The following is a 23,904-nucleotide window of genomic DNA, read 5'->3' as shown; positions in this document are numbered from 1 at the left end:
CACACACTCACTAGCAGGAAAGTTACAGCACATGCGTATTCTCGTTACTGGTGGTGCCGGCTTTATCGGCTCGGCACTGATCCGCCACCTGATCGGTCACACCGACCATGAAGTGCTGAACCTCGACAAGTTGACCTACGCCGGTAACCTCGAGTCGCTGCACGGCATCGCCAGCGACAGCCGCTATGAGTTCGTCCAGGCCGATATCGTCGATCAGAAAGCGGTCAGTGCTGTACTCGACCGTTTCCAACCCGAAGCGATCATGCACCTGGCCGCCGAGTCGCACGTTGATCGCTCGATCGATGGGCCCGCAGCCTTCATCCAGACCAACATCACCGGCACCTACACCCTGCTCGAGGCCACCCGGGCCTGGTGGAATCGCCAGTCAGAAGATGTGCGCACCGCGTTCCGCTTTCACCACATCTCCACCGACGAGGTGTATGGCGACCTGCACGGTGCCGACGACCTGTTCCGCGAAACCACGCCCTACGCCCCCAGCTCGCCATACTCGGCCAGCAAGGCGGCGTCCGACCATCTGGTCCGCGCCTGGCATCGCACCTACGGCCTGCCGGTGCTGATCACCAACTGTTCGAACAACTACGGCCCGTATCATTTCCCCGAGAAACTGATCCCACTGATGATTCTCAACGCCCTCGCCGGAAAGCCACTACCGGTGTACGGCAACGGCCAGCAGGTACGTGACTGGCTGTTCGTCGAAGACCACGCGCGCGCGCTGCTCAGGGTGGTAACCGCAGGCAAGGTTGGCGAGACCTACAATATCGGTGGGCACAATGAGCAAAAGAATCTCGATGTCGTACACGCGATCTGCAACTTGCTCGAAGAGCTCGCGCCCCAGCGCCCTGCCGACATCACTCATTTTGCCGACCTCATCACTTTCGTTCAGGACCGTCCCGGCCACGACCTGCGCTACGCCATCGACGCGGGCAAGATCGAGCGCGAACTGGGCTGGGTGCCGGAGGAAACCTTCGAGTCCGGCCTGCGCAAGACCGTGCAGTGGTACCTCGACAATCTGGAGTGGTGCCGCCACGTCCAGGACGGCAGCTATCAGGGCGAACGCCTGGGTAACTCCGACTTCAAGGATCTGATCGCATGACCAAGGGTATCGTCCTCGCCGGAGGCTCCGGCACCCGCCTGCACCCCATCACGCTCGGCGTCTCCAAGCAGCTGCTGCCGATCTACGACAAACCGATGATCTACTACCCGATATCGGTACTGATGCTCGCCGGTATCCGTGACATCCTGCTCATTTCCACCCCTCAGGATCTACCGCAGTATCGCGCACTGTTCGGCGACGGCAGCCAGTTCGGCATCAACCTCAGCTATGCCGAGCAGCCCTCGCCTGATGGCCTGGCCCAGGCCTTCCTGATCGGCGAAGACTTCATCGGCGATGATTCGGTTTGCCTGATCCTCGGCGACAACATCTTCCATGGCCAAGGTTTCAGCGAACAGCTGCTGCGCGCGGTCAACCGCCCATCCGGGGCGACGGTGTTCGGCTACCTGGTCAAGGACCCGGAGCGCTTCGGCGTGGTCGAATTCGACGCACAGGGCAATGCCCTGTCCATCGAGGAAAAACCAGTCGCACCGCGCTCCAGCTACGCGGTGACCGGCCTGTATTTCTACGACAACGATGTGATCGAGATCGCCAAGGGCGTGCGCCCTTCGCCTCGGGGTGAACTGGAAATCACCGACATTACCAACGCCTACCTCAAGCGCGGCGACTTGAGGGTCGAACGCTTCGGGCGCGGTTTCGCCTGGCTGGACACCGGAACCCACGATAGCCTGCTGGAGGCGTCGCAGTACGTGCAGACCATCGAGCACCGCCAGGGCCTGAAAGTGGCGTGCCTGGAAGAAATCGCCTATCAGAAGGGCTGGATCTGCCGGGAAAGACTGCTGGCCAAGGCCAACGAACTGAAGAAAACCGGCTACGGCCAATACCTGCGCAAACTGGCTGAAGAAACGCCATGAACGTCATCAGTACCGCTATTCCTGAAATCCTCATCATCGAACCCAAAGTGTTCGGTGACAGCCGTGGTTTCTTCCTCGAAAGCTTCAACGCCCGCACCTTCGCCGAACGCACCGGGGTCGATGTCGAGTTCGTTCAGGACAATCATTCACGCTCCCAGCAGGGTGTGCTGCGCGGTCTGCACTACCAGTTGCAGAACCCGCAAGGCAAGCTGGTCCGCGTGATCCAGGGCGAGGTGCTGGACGTGGCCGTGGACATCCGCCGAAGCTCGCCAACCTTCGGGCAGTGGGTCGGGGCACGCCTGTCCGCCGACAACCACCGCCAGTTCTGGATTCCACCAGGCTTCGCCCATGGTTTCGTGGTACTCAGCGAATCAGCCGACTTCCTGTACAAGACCACCGACTACTACAACCCCGCCGCCGAACGCTGCATTCGCTGGGACGATCCGCAGTTGGCGATCGACTGGCAACTCGAGGCGGCGCCGTTGCTGTCGGCCAAGGACCAGGCCGGCAGACTGCTCAAGGATGCGGAGCTGTTCCCATGAGAATCCTCGTCTGCGGCCACAATGGCCAGGTCGCCCAGGCGCTCCGGCAGGCACTGAACGGGCTTGGCGACTTGCACCTGCTCGGCCGCGACCAGCTTGACCTGGCTCAGCCCGAGGCCTTGCGCGAGCCTCTGCGCCAGCTCGCACCCGACCTGATCATCAACGCTGCAGCCCACACCGCCGTGGACCAGGCTGAAAGCGAAGCGCAACTGGCTTACGCAATCAACGCCCAGAGCCCGCGAGTGCTGGCCGAGGAAGCCGCAAGCCTGGGTGCACCGCTGATTCACTACTCCACCGACTACGTGTTCGACGGCAACAAGACAACGCCCTATGTCGAAACCGACCCGGTGAATCCGCTGGGTGTCTACGGCCAGAGCAAACTGGCGGGGGAGCAGGCGATCACCAGCGTGGACGCCGAGCACCTGATCCTGCGCACCAGCTGGGTGTACTCGCTGCATGGGCGCAACTTCCTGCTGACCATGCAACGCCTGCTGCAGGAGCGTGCGCAACTGAAAGTGGTCGACGACCAGATCGGTGCCCCCACCTGGGCGGGGACCATCGCTACCAGCACCCGTGCCCTGATCGAGCGTTGGCAGGCTGGCGAAGCGGGTGCCTGGGGCACCTATCACCTGACCGCCCAGGGCGAAACCTCCTGGTTCGGCTTTGCCGAGGCCATCGCCGCGCAACTCAAGGCGCGTGGCCTGCCCTGCGCCGAGTTGCTGCCCATTGCCAGCAGCGAATATCCGACCCCGGCGCGCCGCCCACTCAATTCGCGCCTGGACTGCTCGCGCCTGGCACACGAATGGCAGGTCAGCCAGCCGGATTGGCAGCAGGCGCTGATCGACTGCCTGAAGTAGCGCATAATTGCGCCAGATCCTTCTGGCGCACCTGGCGATGACCTCGACTCCAATCAATTCACGACGCCCCCGCTGGCGCAGCCTGGCCCTGCTGGCGCTGTGCCTGGCCCCGCTGCTGTGGCCGCTGCATCATCTTGCCGAACGCTACTACCAGGACCAACTGGCCTCGCAGAACCGCCAGACCCTCGACCTCTACGTCGCCAACCTGCTCGGCACCCTGCACCGCTACGAGACCCTGCCGCAGATCCTCGGCGACCTGCCGGCGCTGCGCGGCGTGCTGGCCGACCCGTTCAAGCTGGAGGCGGTGACCAACGCCAATCGCCTGCTGCGCGAAATCACCCAGCAGACCGGCGCCGAAGTGATGTACCTGATGGATGTCAGCGGTAACACTCTGGCGGCGTCCAACTGGGACAAGCGCGACAGCTTCGTCGGTCGCAACTTCGCTTTCCGCCCCTACTTCATCGAGGCGATGGAAGGCCGCCTGGGGCGCTTCTTCGGCCAGGGCACCACCTCGGCCAAGCGCGGCTACTTCTTCGCCGCCGCAGTGCGTGACGGCGAACGGGTGGTCGGGGTGCTGGTGGTCAAGGTCGACCTCGACCACACCGAAACCCTCTGGGGCCGCACCCCGGAGCAGCTGCTGCTGACCGACCAGTATGGCGTGGTGGTGCTGACTTCGCGCCCGGAATGGCGTTTCCGCGCCACCCGCGTGCTCAGCGAAGACGAGCGCAAGGCGATGATCACCATCCAGCCCTACCCGACCCAGGCACCGCAGCCCTTGCGCCTGGAGCCCGATGCCTGGTTGACCCAGACCCGCGATATCAGGGAGACCGGCTGGCAGGTCAGCATCCTCGCCCCGCGCATCCTGGTCGACCGCTCGGTGCAGACGGTCATGGCCATCGGCGGCGGCGCGCTGCTGGTGACCATGCTCCTGGCCGGGCTGGTGATGCAGCGCCGCCGCCACTACATGGAGCGCATCGAACTGGAAGCCCGTGGCCGTCAGGACCTGGAAAACCGCGTGGTCGCGCGGACCGCCGACCTGGAATGGCTGAACAATCGCCTGAAGACCGAAGTGCTGGAGCGCGAGCAGGCCCAGCAGGAACTGGTACGCGCCCAGGACGAGCTGGTCCAGGCCGGCAAGCTGTCGGTGCTGGGCACCATGTCGGCGAGCATCAGCCACGAGCTCAACCAGCCCCTGGCAGCGATCCGCAGCTACGCCGAGAACGCCGAGATCCTGCTCGACCACCAGCGCACCGAGGATGCCCGCGGCAACCTCAAGCTGATCGGCGAACTGACCGGGCGCATGGCCTCGATCATCGCCCATCTGCGCGCCTTTGCCCGCCGCGACCGCCACGCCCCGGAAAGTGTCGCCCTGCAACCGGCGCTGGACGATGCCCTGGCACTGCTGGCCAAGCGGCGTCGGGCGATGGCGGTGGAACTGATCCGCGACCTGCCGGACGCCACCCTGTGGGTGCAGGCCGGCGAGACACGCCTGCGCCAGGTGCTCGGCAACCTGCTGGCCAATGCCCTCGACGCCCTCACCGAAAAAGCCAATCCGCGCCGCCTCTGGCTGAGTGCCGAAACGCGCGAGGACTGCGTCTACCTGTACATTCGCGACAACGGCCCGGGCTTCACCCGGCAGGCGCTGGAGCACGCCAAGGAGCCCTTCTTCACCACCAAGACCCGCACCCAGGGCCTTGGCCTGGGCCTGGCCATCTGTGAAAGCCTGATGCGCGCGCTCGGCGGCGAGCTGCTGATGGGCAACCACCCGGAAGGGGGTGCCCTGCTCACCTTGCAACTGCGGGTGGCAGCGCCCGGCGCCAACCTGAAACCTTCGGAGGATTCCTCGGCATGACCGAGACACTGATCGACAGCCACACCCAGGTCATCCTGGTCGATGACGATCCGCACCTGCGCCAGGCCTTGAGCCAGACCCTCGACCTGGCCGGCCTCAAGGTCGCCACCCTGGCCGACGCCCAGGGCCTGGCCGAGCGTATCGAGCCCGACTGGCCGGGTGTGGTGGTCAGCGATATCCGCATGCCCGGCATCGACGGCCTGCAACTGCTCGAGCAACTGCACAGCCGCGACAGCGAATTGCCCGTACTGCTGATCACCGGTCACGGCGATGTGCCGCTGGCGGTCCAGGCGATGCGCGCCGGGGCCTATGACTTCCTGGAAAAACCCTTCGCCAGCGATTCGCTGCTCGACAGCGTGCGCCGCGCCCTGGCCCTGCGCCGCCTGGTGCTGGACAACCGCAGCCTGCGCCTGGCCCTGAGCGACCGCCAGCAGCTGTCGACCCGGCTGGTCGGGCACTCGCCGCTGATGCAGCGTCTGCGCGAACAGATCGGCGCCCTGGCCGGGACCCGCGCCGACGTGCTGATCCTCGGCGAAACCGGTGCCGGCAAGGAGGTGGTGGCACGCGCCCTGCACGACCTGTCGAGCCGACGCGACGGTCCGTTCGTGGCAATCAACGCCGGCGCCCTGGCCGAGTCCGTGGTCGAGAGCGAGCTTTTCGGCCACGAGCCGGGCGCCTTCACCGGCGCGCAGAAACGCCGGATCGGCAAGTTCGAGTTCGCCAACGGCGGCACGCTGTTCCTCGACGAGATCGAGAGCATGAGCCTGGACGTGCAGGTCAAGCTGCTGCGCCTGCTGCAGGAGCGGGTGGTCGAGCGCCTGGGTGGCAACCAGTTGATCCCGCTGGATATCCGCGTGATCGCCGCGACCAAGGAAGACCTGCGTCAGTCCGCCGACCAAGGGCGCTTCCGCGCCGACCTCTACTATCGCCTGAACGTCGCACCGCTGCGCATCCCGGCGTTGCGCGAACGCGGTGATGACATCCTGGTGCTGTTCCAGCACTTCGCCGATGCCGCCAGCCAACGCCACGGCCTGGCGCCGCACACCCTGCAACCGGCACAGCGGGCCATGCTGCTGCGTCACGAATGGCCCGGCAACGTACGCGAGCTGCAGAACGCCGCAGAGCGCTTCGCCCTGGGCCTGGAGCTGGCCCTGGACGGCCAGGTGCCGCCCGCCAACGACAGCGCCGAGCCGGCACGCATCGGCAGCCTCAGCGAACAGGTCGAACAGTTCGAGCGCTCGCTCATCGCTGCCGAGCTGAACCAGCCGCACAGCTCCCTGCGCAGTCTCGCCGAAGCGCTGGGCATTCCGCGCAAGACCCTGCACGACAAGCTGCGCAAGCACGGCCTGAGCTTCGCCGACGCAGCCCACGACGACCACGAGGAACAGCGGCCATGACGACCGACAGCCAGTACCTGCAGGCAGTCCTGCACGGCGATATACCGCTGACCCGGGAAATGGGCATGGAAGTCATCGACTGGCGCGAGCAGTGCCTGCGCCTGCAGTTGCCGCTGGCGCCCAACGTCAACCACAAGAGCACCATGTTCGGCGGCAGCCTCTACTGCGCCGCCGTGCTGGTCGGCTGGGGCTGGTTGCACCTGCGCCTGCGCGAGCTGGGGATCGATGACGGGCATATCGTCATCCAGGAAGGGCAGATCAGTTACCCGTTGCCGGTGACAGGCAAAGCAGTGGCACGTTGCCCGGCGCCGGATGCCAAGGCCTGGGAGCGCTTCCTGACGCTGTACCAGCGCCGCGGCCGGGCGCGGCTGACCCTGGAAACCACGGTGAGCAACGCCGATAGCGATGCCGCCGCCGTGAACTTCAGCGGCCAGTACGTCCTGCACCGTTGACCGGGCTGCGGCGAGGGGTCAGATTCGGGCGAGAAGCGCCTGGCGCCAGGCGGCCTTGGCCGGCAAGGCCAGGAAGAACGGATTGAGCAGCGACTCGCGTGGTGGATAGCGGAACGGCTGGCCATCGACCTCGATCACCTCACCACCCGCCCCTTCGACCACTCCCTGCGCCGCCGCCGTATCCCATTGCGAGGTCGGCGCCAGGCGCGGGTAGAAATCGGCAGCACCCTCGGCCAGCAGGCAGAACTTCAGCGAGCTGCCGATATTGGCGAGTTCCAGCTCACCCACCTGGGCGCGGAGGTCGGCCAGCAGGGCTTCCTGCTCGGGGCTGGTATGGCGACGGCTGGCAACCACGGTGAAACGCCCATCGGCAGGTGCTGCGTCGCGCACGTGAATCCGCTGAGGTTCGCCCCGGGGCTCGACACGCCATGACCTCAAAGCCCGACCACCGAAGTAGCAGCGGCCATTGGTCGGCATCGACACCACGCCGAACACCACCTCGCCGTGCTCGATCAACGCGATGTTGACGGTGAACTCCTCGCTGCCGGCGATGAATTCCTTGGTGCCATCGAGTGGGTCGACCAGCCACCAGCGCGTCCAGCCTTCGCGTTCAGCCAGCGGGATGCTGCAATCTTCCTCCGACAGCACCGGGATGTGCGGCGCCAGCGCCTGCAGGCCGTCGGCGATGATACGGTGGGCGGCAAGGTCGGCCGCGGTCACCGGCGAATCATCGGCCTTGCTGGTGATCGCGACATCGGTCCGCCAGAACGGCAGGATCGCCTCGCCCGCAAGCCCGGCAAGCTTCACCACTTCATGCATCAGTTGCCGATCGTTCATGCGCCCAGCACTCCACGCTGGATCAGCAGGTCACGCGCCAGGTACAGCGCCGCCAGCGCCCTGCCTTCACTGAACTGCGGATGCATGGCCAGGGTCGAGAGCTCGCGCAGGTTGACCTTGTCGACGCGCATCGGCTCAGGCTCGTCGCCCTCCAGGCGCTCTTCGTAGAGGTCGGTCGCCAGCACCACCTGGATCTTCTGGCTCATGTAGCCAGGCGACAGCGACAGCTCGGTGAGGTGCTCCAGCTGACGCGCACCAAAGCCTGCCTCTTCCTTGAGCTCGCGATCGGCCGCCGCCAGCACGTCCTCGCCCGGCTCGATCAGGCCCTTGGGCAGCGACAGCTCGTACTCGTCGGTGCCGCCGCAGTATTCCTCGACCAACACCGCATGCTCGGCATCGAGCATCGCCACGATCATCACCGCACCATAGCCGGTGCCGCGACCGACCAGCCGCTCGTAGGTGCGCTCGTTGCCGTTGGAGAAGCGCAACTGCACGGCCTCGACGCGGAACAAACGGCTGCTGGCGACGATCTCGCGGCTGAGGACGGTGGGTTTCTGGCGCATGGGTGCGGCTCCTTGGCGTGAACGGGTTACTATACCGTGGCTTGCCGACCGATCGAGAATTTCCCATGCCTGTTCTGCCCTGGTCCGACATCGATACCGTCCTGCTGGACATGGACGGTACCCTGCTCGACCTGCACTACGACAACCGCTTCTGGCTCGAGCACCTGCCCCAGCGCTACGCCGAGCTGCACGGCGTGAGCCGGGCAATGGCCGAGCTGGAAATGCGACCGCTGTTCGAGCGCCATGCCGGCACCCTGAACTGGTACTGCCTGGACTTCTGGAGCCGCGAGCTGCGCCTGCCGATCCGCGAGCTCAAGCGCGAGATCGCCGACCTGATCGCCCTGCGCCCGGATGCCGACACCTTCCTTGCGGCCATTCGCCGAGCTGGCAAGCGTGTGGTGATGATCACCAATGCCCATCGCGACTCGCTGTCGCTCAAGCTGGAGAGGGTGGAGCTTGCGCCTTATTTCGAACGGCTGATCAGCTCGCACGATTATGGCTACCCCAAGGAAAGCCCGCAGTTCTGGGATGCACTGCTCGCCGACATCGGTTTCGACCCCGCACGCAGCCTGTTCATCGACGACACCCTGGCGATCTTGCGCAGTGCGCAACGGTTCGGGGTGGGGCATCTGCTGGCAGTGAGGCAGCCCGATAGCCAGGCGGATGTGCGCGACACGCAGGAGTTTTCAGCGGTCGAGGATTACCGGGAGTTGTTGTCGGGATTGTGAAGGCCTCATCGCGGGACAAGCCCGCGATGAGCGCAACACCGATCCTCAGTCCGGAATACGCAGCACCTGCCCCGGATAGATCTTGTTCACATCCTTGAGCATCGGCTTGTTGGCCTCGAAGATCTTCTGGTACTTGTTCGGATCGCCATATACCCGCTTGGAGATCGCGCTCAGGGTATCGCCCTTCTCCACCGTGACGAACCGCGCCGCCTGCGCCACAGGCCCGGTGACGGTGATCTGGTCATCCACCGAAGCCACCCCGTTGATGTTGCCCGCCGCGAGGATGATCTTCTCCTTTTCCTCCTGGCTGGCCACCTCCCCCTTGAGGATGACCTTGTCGCCCTCTACAGTGGCCGAGATATTCGGGTTGCCCAGGCCGACCTTGGCCACATGCTCCTTCAGCTGCTCCTCGGCATTGGCGTTGCCGGGGGTCAGCAGATCGATCAACTTCTCGCCGGCTTCCTTCACGAAACTGAACAGGCTCATGACGCGCTCCTTGTTGATGATTCCTCGGAATCCCAGAGTCTAGGCCAGGAATCGGCGGATCGCCCCGGTGCGACCAATCGACGCGGTCTATCACCGCATAGAACCTAGCGATTAGACGCCGCGTGCCCACAAGCCTAGGCTTGTGCAAGTAAAGAGCCGCCGGTGATCCGTCCCGATGAACAGCAAGCCTCCGGTCTGCGCGGCATCGACACCGTTGTCCCTGCCTGCAGCCAGCAACACCTACGACTACGTCCAGCTCTCCGACCAGGCGAGCGACAGCACGCCCCTGGCCGAAGAAGTCGCCCTGGCGATCGTCTACAACGGCCTGAACCAGGCGGTGATGCTGGTCAGCCCGACCGACCTGGAAGACTTCGCCGTCGGCTTCAGCGTCGGCAGCGGTATCGTCACCAGCACCGAAGAAATCTATGACGTGAAGCTTTCCGGCAGCGGCTCGGCGCTGTACGCCGACCTGGAAATCTCCAGCCGGGCCTTCTGGAACCTCAAGGATCAACGCCGCCAGATGGCCGGTACCAGTGGCTGCGGCCTGTGCGGCGTCGAGGCGCTGGAGCAGGCCCTGCCGCAGCTGAACCGACTGCCCGGCGCGCCCTTGCCGCCGGTCGCGTGGCTCAAGGACCTGCGCCAGCGCATCGACGCCTTCCAGCCTCTGGGCCAGCACTGCGGCGCTGTGCATGCAGCGCTGTTCATGGACGGCAACGGCGAGCTGCTGCTGGGGCGCGAGGACATCGGTCGGCACAACGCGCTCGACAAGCTGATCGGCGCCCTGCTGCGCCAGCGCATCGACACCCGCGGCGGCCTGGCCATCGTCACCAGCCGCTGCAGCCTGGAGCTGATCCAGAAAGTCCTGCGCGCCGGCATCCAGACCCTGGTCAGCCTGTCGGCACCGACCGGCCTTGCCCTGCAATGGGCACGCAGGCACAACCTCAACCTCATCCATTTGCCCAAACACAGTGCACCGCGGGTCTTCAGCCCAGCGGCGGAGTCTTAACAGCCGTGACTTCCTTCGAGAAACTTCCAGACAACGCCCCCGCCTCCACTCCACGCTACAAGCCCTACCACGGCCCGGCCGGTGGCTGGGGTGCGCTGCGCAGCGTGGCCAAGGCCTGGGTCGGCAGCGACAACGCGCTGAAGAACCTGCGTGCCCTGCTCAAGACCAACCAGAACGGCGGCTTCGACTGCCCCGGCTGTGCTTGGGGCGACTCGCCCGAAAGCGGCATGGTCAAGTTCTGCGAGAACGGCGCCAAGGCGGTCAACTGGGAAGCCACCAAGCGTCGGGTCGATGCGGCCTTCTTCGCCCGCTACAGCGTCAGCGCACTGCTCGAGCAAAGCGACTACTGGCTCGAATACCAGGGCCGCCTGACCGAGCCGATGGTCTACGATCCGGCGAGCGACCGCTACCAGCCGATTGCCTGGGACGCCGCCTTCGAGTTGATCGCCAGCCACCTCAAGGCGCTCGAATCGCCTGACCAGGCCGAGTTCTACACCTCCGGCCGGGCCAGCAACGAGGCCGCGTACCTGTACCAGCTGTTCGTGCGCGCCTTCGGCACCAACAACTTCCCCGACTGCTCGAACATGTGCCACGAGGCCAGCGGCGTGGCCCTGGGGCAGAGCGTCGGCGTCGGCAAGGGCACCGTCACCTACGACGACTTCGAACACGCCGATGCGATCTTCGTGCTGGGCCAGAACCCGGGCACCAACCATCCGCGCATGCTCGACCCGCTGCGCGATGCGGTGAAGCGCGGCGCCCAGGTGGTCTGCGTCAACCCGCTCAAGGAGCGCGGCCTGGAACGCTTCCAGCACCCGCAACACCCGCTGGAGATGCTGCTCAACAGCGACCGGCCGACCAACACCGCGTTCTTCCGCCCTGCGCTGGGTGGCGACATGGCGCTGCTGCGCGGCATGGCCAAGTTCCTCCTGCAGTGGGAGCGCGAGGCCCAGGCCAAGGGCGAACCGGCGATCTTCGACCACGTGTTCATCGCCGAGCACGGCCAGGGCGTGAACGAATACCTGGCGGTGGTCGATGCCACGCCGTGGGAGCAGATCGTCGAGCAGTCCGGCCTGACCCTCGATGACATCGAGCTGTCGGCCCGCATGTACTGCAAGGGCAAGCGCGTGATCATGTGCTGGGCGATGGGCATCACCCAGCACCGCCACTCGGTGCCGACCATCCAGGAAATCGTCAACCTGATGCTGCTGCGCGGCAACATCGGCGTACCGGGCGCAGGCCTGTGCCCGGTGCGCGGCCACAGCAACGTGCAGGGCGACCGGACCATGGGTATCAACGAGCGCCCGCCGGTGGCCCTGCTCGATGCCATCGAGAAGCGCTTCGGCTTCCCGGTGCCACGCAGCAACGGTCACAACACGGTCGAGGCGATCCACGCCATGCTCGAGGGCCGGGCCAAGGTGTTCATCGGGCTGGGCGGCAACTTCGCCCAGGCCACCCCGGACACCGAGCGCACCGCCCAGGCCCTGCGCAACTGCGCGCTGACCGTGCACATCAGCACCAAGCTCAACCGCAGCCACCTGATCCATGGCCAGCAGGCGCTGATCCTGCCGTGCCTGGGCCGTACCGATATCGACCTGCAGGCCGAAGGCCCGCAAGCAGTCACCGTCGAAGACTCCTTCAGCATGGTTCACGCCTCCAATGGCCAGCTGCGCGCGCTGTCCAAACAGATGCGCTCGGAACCTGCGGTGGTCGCCGGCATCGCCGCCGCTACCCTGGGCAACCATCCTGTGGACTGGAACTGGGTGGTGGCCGACTACGACCGCATCCGTGACCTGATCGCCGACACCATCCCGGGCTTCGCCGACTTCAACGAGCGGCTGAACCTGCCAGGTGGTTTCTACCTGGGCAACAGCGCCGGCAGCCGGCAGTGGAAGACTGCAAGCGGGCGCGCCAACTTCAAGCCCAACCTGCTGCCGGACAGCCTGCTCGACGAGCGCGTGCGCGCCAGCGGCCAGGTGCCCGACCTGATCCTGCAGTCGATGCGTTCGCACGACCAGTACAACACCACCATCTATGGCCTGGATGACCGCTACCGTGGCGTGCGTGGCCAACGCGAAGTGCTGTTCGCCAACGAGGCCGACATCATCCGCCTGGGCTTCCAGCCGGGGCAGAAGGTCGACATCGTGTCGCTGTGGGGCGACGAGCACGTGCGCCGGGTAGAAGGCTTCACCCTGCTGGCCTTCGACATTCCCGCCGGCCAGGCCGCAGCCTACTACCCGGAAGTGAACCCGCTGGTGCCGTTGGACAGCATCGGCGACGGCAGCCACACGCCGACCTCCAAGTTCATCGCCATCAAGCTGGAAGCGGCACGAGGGAACGGTCGGATCATCTAGCAAGAGGTCGCGCGATCGCTGTAGCAGCAGGCGCCCCGTTGCAACCCAGCAAAAAGCCCCGATCGAATGACGGGGCTTTTTTGTGTATCAAGTAACCTCAGACCAGCAAAAATAGATAAAGTTTCACAACAAAATCAGCAACTTATAAAATTGTGTACAATCCATGCAACTCGTCGGATTTCCGTTGCCAGCCGCTTCGATGCGCTTCAAATTCCGCCTCGTCATCCCTCTGAGGCTCTCTTGATGAAGAAGTACTCCTCGATTCTGTTGTTGTCTTTTGGTCTGCTCAGCGGCGTTGCCATGGCAGGCGGCACCACCGAGGCCGGCATTGGCGGCGCATTGGGTGGGGTACTGGGCTCGGTGGTCGGCCAGTCCATTGGCGGCAACACCGGCTCGGCCATCGGCGCAGGCCTGGGCGGCGCTGCAGGCAGTGCGGTGGGCGCCGACAAGCGTCAGCGCGGTGAAGCCGCCATCGGCGGTGCACTGGGCGCGGCAGGCGGCAACGTGGTCGGGCGCCAGGTCGGTGGCAGTACTGGCAGCCTGATCGGCGCGGCCGCAGGCGGCGGTGCCGGTGGCGCGCTGGGCAACTACATGGGCAACAAGGCCGATGAAGACGACCGCCATGACCGCGAGCGCGATCGCCGCTACCGTCGCGGCGACGACCGCCGCCACTGGGACAACGGTCACCACTACGGCCATCGCAAGCACAAGCGGCACTGGCGCCACTGATCGGCGCCGTCACCTACGCCTGACACCTAAGGCCCTGCCCCTCATCCGGCGGGGCCTTTGCGTTACGGCGACACAGGGATTAAGGGACACCCCGATATGGGGGCAGGTAGCCACTAGCTATCATTTCCCATCCGCCATTACACATGGGACGCAGGGAATGCGCATGATCACCGTTGCTCCGATCCGCCAGCCCGGCCGTGGCGAGGCCGAGGGATGACGGACGGCATGCATTCACCCCACCTGGACCAGGACTGCTTCCAGCGCATTCGCGATCACATCGCCAACGCCACCGGCCTGCAACTGGCAGACAGCCGCAGGCCGACGGTCGCCAGGCGCCTGAACGAACGCTTGGCGTTTCATGGCCTGGCGAGCTTCGAGGCTTACCTCGACCTCCTCGACGCACACCCCGCTGAACGCCAGCCGCTGCTGCAACTGCTGATCGCCCGTGACACCTACTTTTTCCGCGAACACCGGCACTTCGAGCACCTGGCGCGCTGGCTCCCCGGGCTCGCTCACCCGCCGCGCCTGTGGAGCGCAGCCTGCGCCAGCGGCGAGGAAGCCTGGAGCCTGGCCATGGTCGCCGCGCTCAGTTCCAGGCCCGGCTGGCAGGTGCTGGCCAGCGACTACGACAGAGGCCTGCTTCAACAAGCCAGCCACGGCGAATACGCCATCGCCCAGGCGCGCTACTTCCCTGCGGGGTGGGCCAGCCGGATCGACCTGTGCACACTCGATGAGGCAGCCGGTCGCCTGCAGATCGCTGCGAACCTGCGCGAAAAGGTACGCTTCGAGGCGATCAACCTGATCGAGCCGCTGCCGGCCGACCTGGGCGGATTCGATGTCATCCTGCTGCGCAACCTGCTCGCCGGCTTTGATCCGCGCTGCAAGGCCGACGTCCTGCAGCGCCTGGTGCCGCACTTGCGTCCGGGCGGCCTGCTGATGATCGGCCACAGCGAAAGCATCCATGGCCTGGACCTGCCCCTGCGGCCACTACTGCCATCGGTGTTCGAACGCCTATGATGAATAGCACTGCCGCATCGAACGGCAGACAAGGACTGGTCGCGCTCAAGCGCGGCAGTGCGCTTGTGGATCGAGCAGGCCTGCCGCCCCCCTTCCCTTGCGAAACAGGCCTTGACCCATGCCCTGCCGAATCCTGCTTGCCGACGACTCGCCCCTCTTCCGCGCCGGCCTGCGCGCCCTGCTCGAACAGAAAAAGGAATATGCCGTGGTCGGTGACACCAGCGACGGCATGAGCGCCGTGGCGATGGCGGAAAAGCTGCGGCCGGAAATCGTCGTGCTGGACATGACCAGCGACACTCTCGATTGCCAGCAGGTGCTGCAGGAGCTGTTCATCCGTGTACCCAACGCCCGCGTCCTGATGCTTTCGGCACGCTCGGAGCTGGAGCATGTGATGAGCTGCCTGCAGCTTGGTGCCCAGGGCTTCCTGCTCAAGACTGCCACGGTCGGGGAATTGGAACAGGCACTGCAGACCTTGCGCAGCGGGGGTCAGTACCTGTCGTCGAGCGTCTTGCCGATGGTCATCGGCCAGGCACTGAAACATAGCCGCAAACGCCCGCCCAGCAATGCCCAGGCGCCACTGACCACGCGCCAGCTGGAGATACTGCGCCTGATCGCCCGCGGCGAGAGCACCCGCTCGATCGCCGAAGGCCTCGGCCTGAGCATCAAGACCATCGAGGCGCATCGCTCGCAGATCATGCATCGCCTGCAGATACACGACGTTCCGGGGCTGGTGCTGTTTGCCGTGCGCGAGGGGATCATCCGCCTCAACGATTGAGCGACAGGCCTGCCAGGATCAGTTGCAGGGTTTCCGGCAGCGTCGCCGGCCGCCCAGAGGCGCGCTCGATGAACACCTGCACCACGGTGCCCGCCGCGCAGGCCTGGTCTTCACCGGGGCGGTACAGCGCCAGGCGAAACTCCACCGTGCTGCCAGCCAGCCGCGCTACACCCAGCCCGACCTCCAGCACATCGGGGAAGCCGGGAAAGGCATAGAAGTCTGCGGCAGATCCAACCACGAATCCGGCCAGCTCACCTGCGCGCAGGTCCAGCTCGGCCTGTTCGACGAGAAAGGCATGGATGGCAGTCTCGAAGAAGGCATGCACCGTCGCACCGGCGAGGTGGCCGTTGTGGTCGTTGTCCTGGGCACGGGTGAGGATGGGATGAAAATGAGAAAAGGCACTGCGCTGGATGGACTCGGTCATGGGGTATCCAAGGCGGGTGGCAAGAAAGGGAAGCTTCCCATATCTGATCCGTAAAACCATAGACGCAAACCCGGCCCATGAACGCCAGCCATGAAAAAGCCGCCTCGAAAGGCGGCCTTTTCAGTGCGACCGGTACAGCTTACAGCTGCGGGCCAGCGGCCTTGATGGCGTCGGAAACTTCGAATTTCTTGAAGTTTTCGATGAACAGCTTGGCCAGGCCTTTGGCGGCCTCGTCGTAGGCAGCTTTGTCAGCCCAGGTGGCGCGCGGGTTCAGCAGCTCGGTATCGACGCCTGGAACCGACTTCGGCACGTCCAGGTTGATGATGTCCAGGTGCTCGGTTTCGGCGCCGACCAGAGCACCGCTCTGGATCGCGGCGATCACGCCACGGGTGGTCGGGATGCTGAAGCGCTTGCCGACACCGTAGCCACCACCGGTCCAGCCGGTGTTGACCAGGTAGACCTTGGAGTTGAAGCCGTTGATGCGCTTGATCAGCAGCTCCGCGTATTCACCGGCAGGGCGGGCGAAGAACGGCGCGCCGAAGCAGGTGGAGAAGGTCGACTTGATGCCGCCGCCCGAGCCCATTTCGGTGGAACCGACCAGCGCGGTGTAGCCGGACAGGAAGTGGTAGGCCGCCTGCTCGTTGTTCAGGATCGACACCGGAGGCAGAACGCCGGTCAGGTCGCAGGTCAGGAAGATGACCGCGTTCGGCTCGCCACCCAGGTTGGCTTCGGCGCGCTTGGCGACGTGCTCCAGCGGGTAGGCAGCGCGGCTGTTCTGGGTCAGGCTGACGTTGGTGTAGTCGGCGTGGCCGGCTTCGTCGATGACGACGTTTTCCAGCACCGCACCATGCTTGATGGCTTTCCAGATGACCGGCTCGTTCTTCTCGGACAGGTCGATGCACTTGGCGTAGCAGCCACCTTCCATGTTGAAGACCACGCCTTCGCCCCAGCCGTGCTCGTCGTCACCGATCAGGTAACGGCTTTCGTCAGCGGAGAGAGTGGTCTTGCCGGTGCCGGACAGGCCGAAGAACAGGGTCACATCGCCTTCTTCGCCGATGTTGGCTGCGCAGTGCATCGGCAGCACGTCGACGGCCGGCAGCAGGAAGTTCTGCACCGAGAACATGGCTTTCTTCATCTCGCCGGCGTAGCGCATGCCTGCGATCAGCACTTTCTTCTGGGCGAAGTTGAGGATCACGCAGCCATCGGAGTTGGTGCCATCACGCTCTGGAACGCACTCGAAGTTGGCAACGTTGAGGATCTGCCACTGGTCACGGCCGGCCGGGTTGAACTGGCCTTTTTCCGGGTTGATGAACAGGCAACGGCCGAACAGGTTCTGCCAGGCGGTCTGGGTGGTCATCTTGACCGGCAGGTAGTGATCGGCGGCGGCACCGACATGGACGTAGGAGACGAAGTGCTCCTGGGCGTCGTTGAACGCCTGGACGCGGTCCCACAGGGCATCGAACTTGTCGGCCGGGAACTTGCGGTTGATCGGGCCCCAGGCGATGGCGGCAGAGGTGCTCGGCTCATCGACGATGAAACGGTCGGCGGGCGAACGGCCAGTACGGTGACCGGTTTCCACGACCAGTGCACCAGTATCGGCCAGCACGCCTTCACCGCGTTGCAGCGCATGTTTTACCAGCTCGTCGACGGTCAGGTCGGTGTACACGGTGTTGTTGGCTTGCGTCATGAGATACCCCATCCGGCCCGAGGCCGAGTGCTCCAAACGTTTTGTAGTTGTCTGTTTCAAACTACTACAGCGAAAAAAGTGGCCGGATTATGCCAGAAACGCCCAAAAAAAGTAGGCCCCTCCTGTCGTAACTGCGCTTTTGCGCAATTAGACAGGAGAATCTCCTGTAGTGAAGCGTTTCAGTGAAGAGTTTCTGACGCCTCGTCCGTGCCGCCGCCAGCAAACAATTGCGCGACATCGGTGGCATCGAAGAAATAACGCTCGTTGCAGAACTGGCAATCGATCTCGACCTGCCCCCCACATTCCTCGACGAGCGCCTTGGCATCCGCCTCGCCAAGGCTGACCAGGGCATTGCCGGAACGCTCGCGCGAGCAGCTGCAGTGGAAGCGCAGCGGCTCGATGTCGAACAGGCGCACGGCATCTTCGTGGTAGAGGCGGTGCAGCAGGGTCTCGTTGTTCTCGGCCCATTCTTCAGGATTGAGCGTGCTGGCCATGGCCACCACGTGCTGCCAGCTGTCCTCGCGCTCATCCTCGTCACGCTGCCGGTCGACCGGCAGTTGCTGCAGCAGCAGGCCACGGGCCTTGCCGGTCGAGGTGTCGAGCCAGAAGCGGGTGTTGAGCTGCTGGGACTGGACGAAGTAGTTGGTGAAGCATTCGGACAGGTTGGCGCCATCGAGCTCGACAGTGCCCTGGTAGCGCTGGCCCTTGACCGGATCGATGGTCAGGGTGAGGTGGCCGTCGGGCATCAGTTGCGACAGGGTGGCATCAGCCGGGATCTGCTCGGCCTCGTAACGCGCCATGCCTCGAATGTCGCGATCGCCCGAGCACTCCACCATCAGCAGCGGGATCGGCCCTTGCGAACGCGCCTGCAGGATGAGCAGGCCGTCGAACTTGAGCGCGCCGACCAGCAGCGAAGTCGCGGCCATCAGTTCGCCCAACAGCGCGGCGACTGGCTGCGGGTAAGGGTGGCGGGCGAGCACTTCGCCGTAGCTCTTGTCGAGTTCGACCCATTCGCCACGCACATCGCGCTCTTCGAACAGGAAACGTTGGGTGAAATCGGTATCAGGTAGATCGTTCATGTTTTAGCTATCTGAAAATTCTGAAAAGGGTGACAAAATGATTACACAAGCCTGCAAAGGCCCATCGTAAAGCGCGCACACGGCGCTGAAATTCAGCTGGCAATAGAGGTATTTTATGGATAATCGGCCACTGTTCCAAGAAAAGTGGTCCTGGGGACCGCTGGCAGCCTGCACTTTGCTGCCCATCGCTCTACTGTGTTTCTGGTTGTGGCCGTTTGGCCAGATCCTGTTCCTGACTTTCGACGAGTGGCTGTTCCGCGCACTCAACAGCCCGCTGGCAGACAACACCCCCTGGCGATACATCTGGACCCTGGGCAGCCTGCGCCCCTTCGACATCGTGGTCGGTCTGATCCTGCTCCTGCTGCTGATCAAGGGCGACTGGGTGTTCAAGGCCGTGCAGGTGCGCCAGGCGTTCTTCGGCTTTTTCGTCAGTCTGCTGGTATTAGTGGTGGTTCGCGCACTGTTTTCCAAGTGGGTGGATGCATCCGGATGGCAACATGACAGCCCGTCCATCGTATTCGACGATGCCGTGCGCCTGAGCCACTACTACCCGAACCTCGAAGCCCACTGGGAGCTCAAGGACCGTTCGAGCAAGAGCTTCCCCGGCGATCACGCGTCGGTGTTGCTGCTGTGGGCACTGTTCATGAGCCTGTTCAGCCGCCGCCTGGTCCAGGGCCTGGTGATCTGGGGCCTGGCTGCCTTGTTCATGCTGCCACGCCTGGTGGCCGGTGCCCACTGGGGCCAGGACGATTACATCGGTGGCCTGGGCATGGCCGTGCTGGCACTTGGCTGGACCGTGCACACACCGCTGGCGGCCAAGGCCAGCGCGGCGCTGGTACGTTGGACCTCACCGCTGTTCAAAATACTGGGCAAGCTGCCGCTGGTCGGGCGCATGAGCGTGATGCGTACAGCCTGACAGTGCACACCGAGACCGGGCGCCGCAGTATCCTCTTCGAGGGTAAAGCTGCTCCCGGATCGACTCGGCGTCACTCAAAGCTGCCATGCAGCTGGTGGATCTGCCGCCGCTGCTTCTTGTTCGGCCGGCCGTCGGTGGTCACTCCCATCGCTCCGGCCTTGCGCAACTCGGCGGCCTGCTCGCGGCGCTTCACGCTGTCCGGCGTCTCCTCGTACAATGTCTGCGCCTCGGGTGCGCCACGGCGCACCACCGACAGCGCCCTGACCACCACGGTCTTCTCGTCGAAACCGGTACGCAGCACGAACTCGTCGCCGACCCGCGGCTCCTTGCCCGGCTTGCAGCGCTCACCACGACAATGCACCTTGCCGCTCTCGATCGCGGCCTTGGCCAGCGCCCGCGTCTTGTAGAAGCGTGCCGCCCACAGCCACTTGTCCAAGCGGACCTTGTCGTCATCTTCCGGCTTGTGTGCCATCTCCCTACCTCGAATTCTGTCTTTAACGGAACTGTACTACCGTAACTGTCGGATGCAAAAAGTCCGCATGATGCTTACAGTTCACCACCTCATTCGCAGGGTGTGCTTCTTGAAAACATTTGACCATCTCACAGTGATCGGCCTGCGCGAATGGATCGCCCTGCCCGACCTCGGTCTCGCCGGGTTGCGGGCCAAGATCGACACCGGTGCCAGCACCTCCAGCCTGCATGCCACCGACATCGAGCCCTTCGAACGCGACGGGCAGCCCTGGGTACGCTTCACCGCGCACCTGGGCTCGGTGGTGCAGTTGCGTCATCGCCGCTGCGAAGCGCCGCTGGTGACCATGAAAACCATCAAGAGCTCCAACGGCCACGCCCAGACCCGCTACGTGATCCGCACACCGCTGGCACTGGGCGACCGGGTCTGGGAAGTGGAGTTCACCCTGGCCTGTCGCAAGAACATGCGCTATCGGCTGCTGCTTGGATCGAAGGCGCTGATCCACGGTCAACTGGTAGTCAACCCCGGCCTCAAGTACGTCCAGGACAAACCGGCCTTCCCGGCCACTCTTTCCCCCGTCACAGGTGCTGCATGAAGATCGCCGTGCTTTCGCGCAACCCGCGTCTGTATTCCACCCGCCGCCTGGTCGAAGCCGGAACCCAACGCGGCCATGAAATGGTCGTGATCGACACCCTGCGTGCCTACATGAACATCGCCAGCCACAAGCCGCAGATCCACTACCGCGGCAAGCCGCTGGAAGGCTTCGATGCGGTGATCCCGCGCATCGGTGCTTCGGTGACGTTCTATGGCTGCGCGGTGTTGCGCCAGTTCGAGATGATGGGCGTCTATCCACTCAACGAGTCGGTGGCCATCGCCCGCTCGCGTGACAAGCTGCGCTCCCTGCAGTTGCTGTCACGCCGCGGCATCGGCCTGCCGATCACAGGGTTTGCCCACTCCCCCGACGACATTCCCGACCTGATCCAGATGGTCAACGGTGCACCGCTGGTGATCAAGGTGCTCGAAGGCACCCAGGGCATCGGCGTGGTGCTGTGCGAGACGGCCAAGGCGGCCGAGTCGGTGATTGAGGCGTTCATGGGGCTGAAGCAGAACATCATGGTCCAGGAATACATCAAGGAGGCTGGCGGCGCCGACATCCGCTGCTTCGTGGTGGGCGAAAAGGTCATTGCCTCGATGAAGCGCCAGGCCAAGCCGGGAGAGTTTCGCTCGAACCTGCACCGCGGCGGCGTCGCCAGCCTGATCAAGATCACTCCGGAGGAGCGCATGACAGCGATTCGCGCGGCAAAGGTCATGGGGCTGAGCGTGGCGGGCGTGGACATCCTGCGCTCCAACCACGGCCCGCTGGTCATGGAGGTGAATTCGTCTCCGGGGCTGGAAGGCATCGAAGTCACCACCGGCAAGAACGTCGCCGGGATGATCATCGAGCACCTGGAAAAGAACGGCGGACCCAACCAGACCAGGACCAAGGGCAAGGGTTGAACGCAAACCGTATCCCCCCTTCGCAGCCCTAGCTGCGAAGGGGACCCTCACACGGCATTGCGCGGCAACAACAGGCCCAGCGGCAGCCTTACCCGGGCCTCGATGCCCCCGCCGGATCGATTGCGCAGCTCGACATTGCCGCCATGCTGGGCGGCGATCCGCTTGACGATCGCCAGCCCCAGGCCGGTGCCCTTGCCGCCCCGCGCGCGATCACCGCGGATGAACGGGTTGAAGATGGTCTCCAGCTCCGACTCGTCGATGCCAGTGCCGCGGTCCAGCACGCTGAGCACCACGTAAGGGGCGCTCTGGTCGCCGGACACATAGGCTGCGACTTCCACCCCCTTGCCAGCGTGATGCAGGGCATTTCCGATCAGGTTGCCCAGCATGCGCTTGAGCGATACCCGCCGCAGCGGGAATGGCGGTATCGGCTCCAGGCACAGCCGCACGCGTTCTTCGGGCTGGTTGTAGGGCGCCACCACCTCGCGGATCAGGTAGCCCAGGTCGACCTCCTCCACCGGCTCGTCACGGCCGTCGCGGATGAAAGCCAGGAACTGGTCGAGAATCGCGTCCATGTCCTCGATATCGCGGACCATGTCCTCGCTCAGCTCGCTCTCGTTGCCCATCAGCGACAACGACAGCCTCAGCCGGGTCAAGGGTGTGCGCAGGTCATGGGAAACCCCCGCGAGCATCAGTTCGCGCTCGCGCCCCGCCTGCTCGACGTCTTCGGCCATCTGGTTGAACGCCCGGTAGACCTCGGTCATCTCGCTGGGCGTGTCACTGATCGGCAGACGCACGCTACGCCCCTGGCCCAGCTGGCGGGCGGCGAAGACCAGGCGCTTGAGCGGCTGGTTGAGCTGGCGCACGAAGATCCACGCCGAGGCGGTCGACAGCAGGCCGATGGCCAGGAACCAGCCAAGCACGTTCCAGATCTTCTGCCCACGCAGCGGATGCGGGTACAGCGGCACCTTCAGCCAGCCCGGCCCCAGGCTCGGCGCGTTGACCCACAGCGCCGGCGGCGCATGCACGCGCAGGCGCACTTCGGTGTCCTCGCCCAGTTCAGCCTGCATCTGGCGCTGGTAGATCTCGCTGTAGGGCCAGTGCTGCTCACCCTCCGGCACACCCGAGCCGGTCACGCGGATCAGCCCGGCGGCCTCGGCAATCTGGTCGCGGTTCTCTTCGTCCGCCGCCCAATAGGCGCGCAGGGTCAGCGCCACGCCGTGGCTGTACTGGCGGTCGACGAGCACGTCCTCGTTCATCAGCAGGTACACCAGGGTCAGCGCCTTGGAGAACAGGACGACGATCAGCACCAGCCACAGGGTGCGGGCGAAGAAGCTTTGCGGAAACCAGAGGGGCGTTTTCATCGGGACGACTGCTGCAAGGCGGGAACGGGAATGGCAACGACCACAGACGAAAACAGGGCGACCCTCGCGGGCCGCCCTGCCGCGTCAGGGCAGAGGCTCATCTACCGGCATTTCCGTCCGGCACGAAGACATAGCCTACGCCCCAGACGGTCTGGATATAGCGCGGCTTGGACGGATCGGGCTCGATCATCCGGCGCAGACGCGAGATCTGCACGTCGATGGAACGCTCCAGCGCGTCCCACTCACGACCACGGGCCAGATTCATCAGCTTGTCGCGGGTCAGCGGTTCGCGGGCATGCATGACCAGCGCCTTGAGCACCGCGAACTCGCCGGTGGTGAGCATGTGCACTTCATCACCACGCTTGAGCTCGCGGGTGGCCAGCGACAGTTCGTAGTCGCCGAAGGTGACGGTCTCTTCCTCGCTGCCCGGGGCACCGGGAACGCTCGGGGCCTGGCGACGCAGCACGGCCTTGACCCGCGCGACCAGCTCGTCGGGGTTGAACGGCTTGGCCAGGTAGTCGTCGGCACCCAGCTCGAGGCCCTTGATGCGGCTGAGCTCGTCGCCCTTGGCGGTGAGCATGATGATCGGGATCTGGTTGTTCGCTGCGCGCAGGCGGCGGCAGGCGGACAGACCGTCTTCACCGGGCAGCATCAGGTCGAGCACCACCAGGTTGAACACTTCGCGGGCCAGCAGGCGGTCCATCTGCTCGACATTCGGCACGGCACGGGCACGGTAGCCCTTGCTGGTGAAGAAACGTTCCAGCAGGCTGCTCAGCCCCGGATCGTCGTCAACGATGAGAATCTTTTCGCCTTCAGCATTGTTTGCGGTGCTGGTCATCAATAACTCCTCTGATATCGCCGCGCATTATGGCGTAGCCATTGCGACGCGTGCC

25 protein-coding genes are annotated in these 23,904 nt (G+C 64.6%); 16 read left to right on the top strand and 9 right to left on the bottom strand.

The genetic code is table 11. The annotated features are described in order from the left end of the window. The first annotated feature begins 31 nt into the window (after nt 1-31). From rfbB to AC1TXO_RS01535, 7 genes are read left to right on the top strand one after another with little or no spacing between them, the layout of a single operon-like run. A complete protein-coding gene (gene rfbB / locus AC1TXO_RS01565) occupies nt 32-1,114 on the top strand; it encodes a dTDP-glucose 4,6-dehydratase (RefSeq protein WP_486404762.1) in 1,083 nt (360 codons plus the stop codon). Next, on the top strand, nt 1,111-1,986 hold the full coding sequence (rfbA, locus tag AC1TXO_RS01560; RefSeq protein WP_486404761.1) for a glucose-1-phosphate thymidylyltransferase RfbA: 876 nt from the start codon (nt 1,111-1,113) through the stop codon (nt 1,984-1,986). The genes rfbB and rfbA overlap by 4 nt, the downstream gene beginning before the upstream one ends. Next, on the top strand, nt 1,983-2,528 hold the full coding sequence (rfbC, locus tag AC1TXO_RS01555; RefSeq protein WP_486404760.1) for a dTDP-4-dehydrorhamnose 3,5-epimerase: 546 nt from the start codon (nt 1,983-1,985) through the stop codon (nt 2,526-2,528). The genes rfbA and rfbC overlap by 4 nt, the downstream gene beginning before the upstream one ends. Beyond that, nucleotides 2,525-3,385, top strand: coding sequence for a dTDP-4-dehydrorhamnose reductase (gene rfbD, locus AC1TXO_RS01550; RefSeq protein ID WP_486404759.1), 861 nt, complete (start codon nt 2,525-2,527; stop codon nt 3,383-3,385). Before rfbC ends, rfbD begins: the two co-directional genes overlap by 4 nt. Nucleotides 3,386-3,422: 37 nt before the next feature. Then, nucleotides 3,423-5,237: a sensor histidine kinase gene (locus AC1TXO_RS01545; protein WP_486406774.1), complete on the top strand. Its 1,815-nt coding sequence runs from the start codon at nt 3,423-3,425 to the stop codon at nt 5,235-5,237. Then, entirely contained in the window at nt 5,234-6,634 is a 1,401-nt protein-coding gene (locus AC1TXO_RS01540) for a sigma-54-dependent transcriptional regulator (RefSeq protein WP_486404758.1), read from the top strand. Before AC1TXO_RS01545 ends, AC1TXO_RS01540 begins: the two co-directional genes overlap by 4 nt. Then, nucleotides 6,631-7,086: a YiiD C-terminal domain-containing protein gene (locus AC1TXO_RS01535; RefSeq protein WP_486404757.1), complete on the top strand. Its 456-nt coding sequence runs from the start codon at nt 6,631-6,633 to the stop codon at nt 7,084-7,086. The genes AC1TXO_RS01540 and AC1TXO_RS01535 overlap by 4 nt, the downstream gene beginning before the upstream one ends. Nucleotides 7,087-7,104: 18 nt before the next feature. Here AC1TXO_RS01535 and cysQ read toward each other — a convergent pair whose 3' ends face one another. After that, nucleotides 7,105-7,923 (bottom strand): 3'(2'),5'-bisphosphate nucleotidase CysQ, encoded by an 819-nt coding sequence (gene cysQ / locus AC1TXO_RS01530; protein WP_486404756.1) that lies wholly within the window; start codon nt 7,921-7,923, stop codon nt 7,105-7,107. Then, nucleotides 7,920-8,486, bottom strand: coding sequence for an ADP compounds hydrolase NudE (nudE, locus tag AC1TXO_RS01525; protein ID WP_486404755.1), 567 nt, complete (start codon nt 8,484-8,486; stop codon nt 7,920-7,922). Before nudE ends, cysQ begins: the two co-directional genes overlap by 4 nt. 65 nt (nt 8,487-8,551) lie before the next feature. Here nudE and yrfG point away from each other — a divergent pair, with 65 nt between their 5' ends. Beyond that, on the top strand, nt 8,552-9,214 hold the full coding sequence (gene yrfG, locus AC1TXO_RS01520; protein ID WP_486404754.1) for a GMP/IMP nucleotidase: 663 nt from the start codon (nt 8,552-8,554) through the stop codon (nt 9,212-9,214). Nucleotides 9,215-9,259: 45 nt separating this feature from the next. Here the strand turns inward: yrfG and lysM are convergent, their stop codons facing one another. After that, on the bottom strand, nt 9,260-9,700 hold the full coding sequence (gene lysM, locus AC1TXO_RS01515; protein ID WP_486404753.1) for a peptidoglycan-binding protein LysM: 441 nt from the start codon (nt 9,698-9,700) through the stop codon (nt 9,260-9,262). A gap of 175 nt (nt 9,701-9,875) precedes the next feature. Here lysM and fdhD point away from each other — a divergent pair, with 175 nt between their 5' ends. The 5 genes from fdhD (at nt 9,876) to AC1TXO_RS01490 (ending at nt 15,578) form a co-directional block, all read left to right on the top strand. Continuing rightward, nucleotides 9,876-10,706, top strand: coding sequence for a formate dehydrogenase accessory sulfurtransferase FdhD (fdhD, locus tag AC1TXO_RS01510; protein WP_486404752.1), 831 nt, complete (start codon nt 9,876-9,878; stop codon nt 10,704-10,706). Between the two features lie 5 nt (nt 10,707-10,711). Next, nucleotides 10,712-13,057: an FdhF/YdeP family oxidoreductase gene (locus AC1TXO_RS01505; protein ID WP_486404751.1), complete on the top strand. Its 2,346-nt coding sequence runs from the start codon at nt 10,712-10,714 to the stop codon at nt 13,055-13,057. 243 nt (nt 13,058-13,300) lie between these two features. Then, nucleotides 13,301-13,786: a glycine zipper domain-containing protein gene (locus AC1TXO_RS01500; protein ID WP_486404750.1), complete on the top strand. Its 486-nt coding sequence runs from the start codon at nt 13,301-13,303 to the stop codon at nt 13,784-13,786. Nucleotides 13,787-14,011: 225 nt separating this feature from the next. Continuing rightward, nucleotides 14,012-14,803: a CheR family methyltransferase gene (locus AC1TXO_RS01495; protein ID WP_486404749.1), complete on the top strand. Its 792-nt coding sequence runs from the start codon at nt 14,012-14,014 to the stop codon at nt 14,801-14,803. A 118-nt stretch (nt 14,804-14,921) separates the two neighbouring features. After that, nucleotides 14,922-15,578, top strand: coding sequence for a response regulator (locus AC1TXO_RS01490; RefSeq protein ID WP_486404748.1), 657 nt, complete (start codon nt 14,922-14,924; stop codon nt 15,576-15,578). On the opposite strand, the gene AC1TXO_RS01485 is transcribed toward AC1TXO_RS01490, so the two are convergent. The 3 genes from AC1TXO_RS01485 to hslO form a co-directional block, all read right to left on the bottom strand. Further along, nucleotides 15,568-16,002 carry an acyl-CoA thioesterase gene (locus tag AC1TXO_RS01485; protein WP_486404747.1) on the bottom strand — a complete coding sequence of 145 codons (435 nt, stop codon included), beginning with the start codon at nt 16,000-16,002 and terminating at the stop codon, nt 15,568-15,570. The two genes, AC1TXO_RS01490 and AC1TXO_RS01485, sit on opposite strands and share 11 nt — an antisense overlap. A 139-nt stretch (nt 16,003-16,141) precedes the next feature. Further along, nucleotides 16,142-17,689, bottom strand: coding sequence for a phosphoenolpyruvate carboxykinase (locus AC1TXO_RS01480; RefSeq protein ID WP_486404746.1), 1,548 nt, complete (start codon nt 17,687-17,689; stop codon nt 16,142-16,144). 179 nt (nt 17,690-17,868) lie between these two features. Beyond that, a complete protein-coding gene (hslO, locus tag AC1TXO_RS01475; protein WP_486404745.1) occupies nt 17,869-18,768 on the bottom strand; it encodes an Hsp33 family molecular chaperone HslO in 900 nt (299 codons plus the stop codon). Nucleotides 18,769-18,883: 115 nt separating this feature from the next. Here hslO and AC1TXO_RS01470 point away from each other — a divergent pair, with 115 nt between their 5' ends. Next, nucleotides 18,884-19,684 carry a phosphatase PAP2 family protein gene (locus AC1TXO_RS01470; RefSeq protein ID WP_486404744.1) on the top strand — a complete coding sequence of 267 codons (801 nt, stop codon included), beginning with the start codon at nt 18,884-18,886 and terminating at the stop codon, nt 19,682-19,684. A gap of 70 nt (nt 19,685-19,754) precedes the next feature. On the opposite strand, the gene AC1TXO_RS01465 is transcribed toward AC1TXO_RS01470, so the two are convergent. After that, complete coding sequence (locus AC1TXO_RS01465) at nt 19,755-20,156, bottom strand: RNA-binding S4 domain-containing protein (RefSeq protein WP_486404743.1); 402 nt, start codon at nt 20,154-20,156, stop codon at nt 19,755-19,757. Between the two features lie 109 nt (nt 20,157-20,265). On the opposite strand from AC1TXO_RS01465, the gene rimB reads away from it, so the two are divergent. Then, on the top strand, nt 20,266-20,748 hold the full coding sequence (gene rimB, locus AC1TXO_RS01460; RefSeq protein ID WP_486404742.1) for a retropepsin-like aspartic endopeptidase RimB: 483 nt from the start codon (nt 20,266-20,268) through the stop codon (nt 20,746-20,748). Further along, on the top strand, nt 20,745-21,650 hold the full coding sequence (rimK, locus tag AC1TXO_RS01455; protein WP_486404741.1) for a 30S ribosomal protein S6--L-glutamate ligase: 906 nt from the start codon (nt 20,745-20,747) through the stop codon (nt 21,648-21,650). The genes rimB and rimK overlap by 4 nt, the downstream gene beginning before the upstream one ends. A gap of 47 nt (nt 21,651-21,697) precedes the next feature. Here rimK and AC1TXO_RS01450 read toward each other — a convergent pair whose 3' ends face one another. Beyond that, complete coding sequence (locus AC1TXO_RS01450; protein ID WP_486404740.1) at nt 21,698-23,011, bottom strand: ATP-binding protein; 1,314 nt, start codon at nt 23,009-23,011, stop codon at nt 21,698-21,700. Nucleotides 23,012-23,108: 97 nt separating this feature from the next. Further along, a complete protein-coding gene (ompR, locus tag AC1TXO_RS01445) occupies nt 23,109-23,849 on the bottom strand; it encodes an osmolarity response regulator transcription factor OmpR (protein WP_486404739.1) in 741 nt (246 codons plus the stop codon). Nucleotides 23,850-23,904: the final 55 nt, after the last annotated feature.

This window comes from Pseudomonas sp. FA117, assembly GCF_057370475.1.
The sequence above is the reverse complement of the archived record's forward strand: the minus strand, read 5'-3'. Positions and strand labels throughout refer to the sequence as shown.